The organism is Actinomycetes bacterium (assembly GCA_036000965.1).
Classification (GTDB): domain Bacteria; phylum Actinomycetota; class CALGFH01; order CALGFH01; family CALGFH01; genus DASYUT01.
The window spans coordinates 1-4,245 of the sequence record DASYUT010000200.1 but is presented as its reverse complement, the minus strand read 5'-3'; the positions used below and the strand labels follow the sequence as shown (position 1 = coordinate 4,245).

The window sequence follows — 4,245 nt, the reverse complement described above, 5'->3', positions numbered from 1 at the left end:
GGGGATCCGCGGAGTCACCCCTTCTCGCTTCACGCGAGCCGCGTGGCCCACAGGTCGTCGACGGCGATGGCCTGCCCCGAGCGGAGGCCGCGCACCCTCACGTCGACGCCGAGCACCGAGCCGGGGCGCTCGACCGCGCGCTCCACGGCGATCCTGTGCCAGTCCGAGTCCCGGAGCAGGTACTCGGTACGGTTGACGATCACCCGGCCGTCCTTGCGCTCGTACAACCGGACCTCGGCGGCCAGCCCCGGACGGCCGCGCACCATGACCGTGGCCCTCCAGCGGCTGCCGAGCGCGGGCGCGTGGGCAAGGTCCAGCCACATCCCGGGCGGACCCGGCCCCCCGCCGGTGGCCCGCAGCAGCAACGCCCACTGGCCGCTGGCGCCGCCGTGCACGCGCTGGCACCGGGTGCCCGGCCGGTCCCGCATGCGGCCCTGGCCGGTCTCGAAGCCGCCGTCGCGGACCAGCGGCTGCCCGGCCACCGGCGGCTGGGCCCGCAGCCCCAGCGTGCTCGGCAGCCCTCCGCTCGTGCTGGCCACCGTGGTCTGGGACGGCGCGGCAGCGGCCGGGGCCTTGCGCAGCCCAGGCACGCCCGACCGCTGGACCGCCTGGAAGACGGCAGTGACGCCGAGCGCCACCACGGCCACCAGCAGCAGCCCGGCGAAGACCACCGACCGTACCTGGGTGGGCCTGGGCGCCCGCCGGGTGACGGCCAGATGTCGCGGGAGTGGCGCGGCGGGCCCGTCCAGTTGGTCGGCGTCGCGGGCGGACGAGAGAGAGGCGCCGCGCGCGGACGAAAGGTGAGCGTCGCGGGCGGGCGCGAGACCGGCGTCGCGGGCGGGCGAGAGACCGGCGGCCCGCTCCCGGTCGCCGGACGATCGGGAGCTACCGCCCGCCATCGCAGGGTAGCCCGAGCCGTGCGCGACCCGGCTGCGGTCCTCGCTCGCCATCGAAAGGTCTCCCTCTCACGCTGAACCGCGCTTGGACCAGCCCTCGATCCGACACGGAGCCGTTGCCCACGCAACGCTACTATCCCGCAAAGGACGGCGCTATCCCCCATTTGCGACCGGTTCGACGCATTTGGGGGTGAACCGCGTGAAGCGACCGTCAGGCCGGTTGGCGGTCCCCGGGCAGCGCGTTGGTCACCGGCCCGAGGACGCTGGCCCGGTCGAGCCGGAGCCGGTCGCCGGTCATCGACTGCAGCTCGGTGAGCGCGCCCACGAGCGCCTGGCGGGCGGCCAGAGCCCGGGCGGCGATGGCGGGCGCGACGGTGGCGTACGAGGGGGCGAACGCGAACCCGCAGAAGGGGCAGCGGAAGCCGTCAGCGGGCTCGGTGAGCTGGTCGAGCAGCAGCTCCCGACCGCAGGAGGCGCAGTGGGCGGCGATGCTCAAGACGCGGCCCCCTCCACGTTGGCGTCCTCTTCCAGCAGGCGGCGGGCCGCCTCGGCCAGCGCAAAGGGGTCCACGGGCCGGTTGACCAGGGCGTCCGCGCCGCACCAGCGGCCCAGCCACTCGTCCTGCATGCGCTCGAGGATGAGGATCACCGGACAGGCCAGGTCGGGCTCGGCCTTGAGGTCCCTGGTCAGGCCGAAGGCGCCATAGGGCGACACCCCGACCTCGACGACCACGAGGTCGGGGAACTCCGCCTCGGCGATGGCGATCGCGTCATTACCGTCGGCCGCCTCGAGGAACTCGGTCTCGTCCCCGTCCACCTCGAGGCGCTCCAGCGCGAGCCGCAACCGGTCCCGGAAGGACTCCTCGGAGGCGACGAGCAGGATCTTTGCCACGGCTGCGCTCCCGTCAGGGACGGCGTTGGGTGTCGACCCGAGTCTATCGGGAAACCAGCGCTGCGCGGCAGCGGTGCAGGCCGGCGTCCGTGGCCGGCCGCCCGCCGGTCAGGGATGCGCCCGCTCGGCCTCGGCCAGCATGGCGTCCACGGCGCTGAACAGCAGGGACGGGTACCAGGCGCCGTCGCGGCGCAGGGCGACCACGGCCGGGACGGGCTCGCGTGACCCGGGCCGGCTGAGCGGGGTGGCCTTCTTCCCCGGCGAGCCGCTCGCGACCACCGTGCCGCCGGTCAGGTGGACCTTGGTGACGCCGTCGGCGACCGCCTCGCTCCGCAGGGTGAGGCCCTGGATGCGGACCTTGCTGCCGGGCCGCCCGCCGAGCAGGGCGTCAGGGCTGGACAGCCCAGCCCGGGCCAGCAGCGGCTGCGAGTACGCCTCGACGACCCGGCGCTCCTCGGGCAGCAGGCGCTCCCAGACCGCGGCGAGGGTGCCTGCACCGAGCGTGTCGGCCAGCCCGCGCACGGCCGCCTCGGGCGACGGGGCACCCTGGCCGCCGGGAGAGCCAGCCAACCCGGCGTAGTCGACCGTCCCGGCCTTGCTCGAGAGCCGGGCCCACTCCGCCGCCGAGGCCAGCAGGGACACGTACCAGCGGCCATCGGATCGCAGCGTGACCAGCCGGGGGAACGCCAGCCCGCCCTTGGACTGCTCGGCCAGGCGGCGCCTGGCCTCCTCGACCGGCAGCTCGAGCTTGACGCCGCCGGGCTGCGTCACCCCGATCGTGCCGCCGGCCAGCTCCAGCACGGCCACGCCGCCGGCGCCCGCGACCTGCCGGAAGCGCAGGTCGCGGGCTGTCAGGTCGGCCAGGCCAAGCTGGCCCCCGGAGGCGGACCCGGCGCCTCCCTGCCGCTTGGCCGCCGCTCTGGCCAGCCGTTCCCCGTACAGGTCCACGAGCTGGCGCTCCTCGCCGTCGAGGTAGCCCGCGGCCCGGTCGAGGTCCTGCCGGTCGAGGGCGGTGAGCAGGCCCGAGGCGGCCGCCTCGGGCGAGCCGGCGCCCGCCCGAGCCGTGACGGTGCGGGCCGCGAACAGGCCGACCCCGCCGAACAGCAGCAGCACGCCCATGAGCGCGGCGAGCAGGCCGGGCCCGAAACGGCGGCGGGCGGGTGGCGGCACCGGCGCCGGCGCCCACCCGGCCATGGCCGGGTGCCAGGGGGCCTCGGTGGGCCGCCCGGGCGCGGTGACGGTAGAGGTCGTGGCCTGGGCGCCCGACGGGCTCAGCTCGGCCCCGCACGAGCTGCAGAAGCGGCTGCCGGCCGGGGTCGGTCGGCGACAGGAGGGGCAGTTCATGGTGTCGCTCCCGCAAGTCGGTGCGGCGATGGTCGGCGCCGCCTCTCAAGCATAGCCGCCGGGCGGCCTGTGTGGGCCGGGTGCGCCGGGAGGGCGGGTCAAGCGGCCCGGCCCGGGCGCCGACAACGCGTGCAGCACCTGTCCGTGGAGGTCACCTGTGCCGGTCCCCCACTCCCGTTTGTGTCGCGCCGCGGTCGCGGTCCTGCTCGCCGGGTTGCTGGTCGCGCCGGCGGCGCGGGCCACCCCCGGCCCGTCCCCGGAGGTCGGGCGGATCGACCGGACCCCGGCGGGGGCCACGCCCATCCAGCGCCGGGTCGACCGGGCCCGGGCGGAGGCAACGCGCATCCAGCGGCGGATCGACCGGCTCCACACCGAGGTCGAGATCCTGGCCGAGGCGCACGCCGCCAACGCCGAGCGGCTCGACGCGGTGATCCGGGCCTCCGTCGCCCACCAGCGCGAGCTGGCCGAGGGCGAGCTGGAGCTCGAGGCGGCCCGCGCGAGCTTCGACGACCAGGTGCGCTCGCTCTACATCAACGGGCCCATGGCCCCGTTCGAGCTGCTGCTGGTGGTCCAGGACGGCCACGAGCTGGCGGTGGCCAGGCGGGCGGTGGACCGCTCGCTGGACGCCGGCCGGCACGCCGTCGCCCAGGTGCGCCAGCGCACCGACCGGGTGACGGCCCTGGTCGCCGAGCTGCAGTCGACCCAGGCCGAGGTCCTCGCGGTGCGCCGCCGGCTCGCCGCCCAGCGCTCGGGCATCGAGCGCCGGCTCGCCCTCCAGCGCGAGCTGCTGGCCGGCGCCGAGCGCCACGTGCGGCGGCTGGTCGCCGAGGCGCGCGCGCGCGAGGAGGCGGCCAGGCGGGCCGTCCTGGCCACGGCCGCGGCCAGAGCCCGCGCCCTGGGCCTGGACGGCTTCGCGACTGCCCCACCCCCCACGGCCGCGGCCGCAACCGCCGTCGAGGCCGCGCTCGCCCAGGTCGGCAAGCCGTACCGGTGGGGCGCGACCGGCCCTGACGCGTTCGACTGCTCCGGGCTCGTCGGCTGGGCCTGGGGCCGGGCCGGCACCCCGCTGCCACGCACCTCGCGCCAGCAGTGGTCGGCGGGCGCCCACGTCGAC

General features: G+C 76.7%; 5 protein-coding genes. 1 reads left to right on the top strand and 4 read right to left on the bottom strand.

Features of this window, described 5'->3' with window-relative positions; all coding sequences use genetic code 11:
- Window positions 1-29: 29 nt before the first annotated feature.
- The 4 genes from VG276_18720 to VG276_18705 all read right to left on the bottom strand — a co-directional run bounded on the left by VG276_18720 (window position 30) and on the right by VG276_18705 (window position 3,131).
- A complete protein-coding gene (locus VG276_18720; GenBank protein ID HEV8651368.1) occupies window positions 30-950 on the bottom strand; it encodes a hypothetical protein in 921 nt (306 codons plus the stop codon).
- A gap of 157 nt (window positions 951-1,107) precedes the next feature.
- Entirely contained in the window at window positions 1,108-1,392 is a 285-nt protein-coding gene (locus VG276_18715; protein ID HEV8651367.1) for a hypothetical protein, read from the bottom strand.
- Window positions 1,389-1,787, bottom strand: coding sequence for a hypothetical protein (locus tag VG276_18710; GenBank protein ID HEV8651366.1), 399 nt, complete (start codon window positions 1,785-1,787; stop codon window positions 1,389-1,391). The genes VG276_18715 and VG276_18710 overlap by 4 nt, the downstream gene beginning before the upstream one ends.
- 108 nt (window positions 1,788-1,895) lie before the next feature.
- Window positions 1,896-3,131, bottom strand: a complete 1,236-nt coding sequence (locus VG276_18705; GenBank protein ID HEV8651365.1) for a zinc ribbon domain-containing protein — start codon at window positions 3,129-3,131, stop codon at window positions 1,896-1,898.
- A gap of 157 nt (window positions 3,132-3,288) precedes the next feature.
- Here VG276_18705 and VG276_18700 point away from each other — a divergent pair.
- Window positions 3,289-4,245, top strand: a 957-nt coding sequence (locus VG276_18700) for an NlpC/P60 family protein (protein HEV8651364.1), incomplete at its 3' end; no start/stop codon positions are given.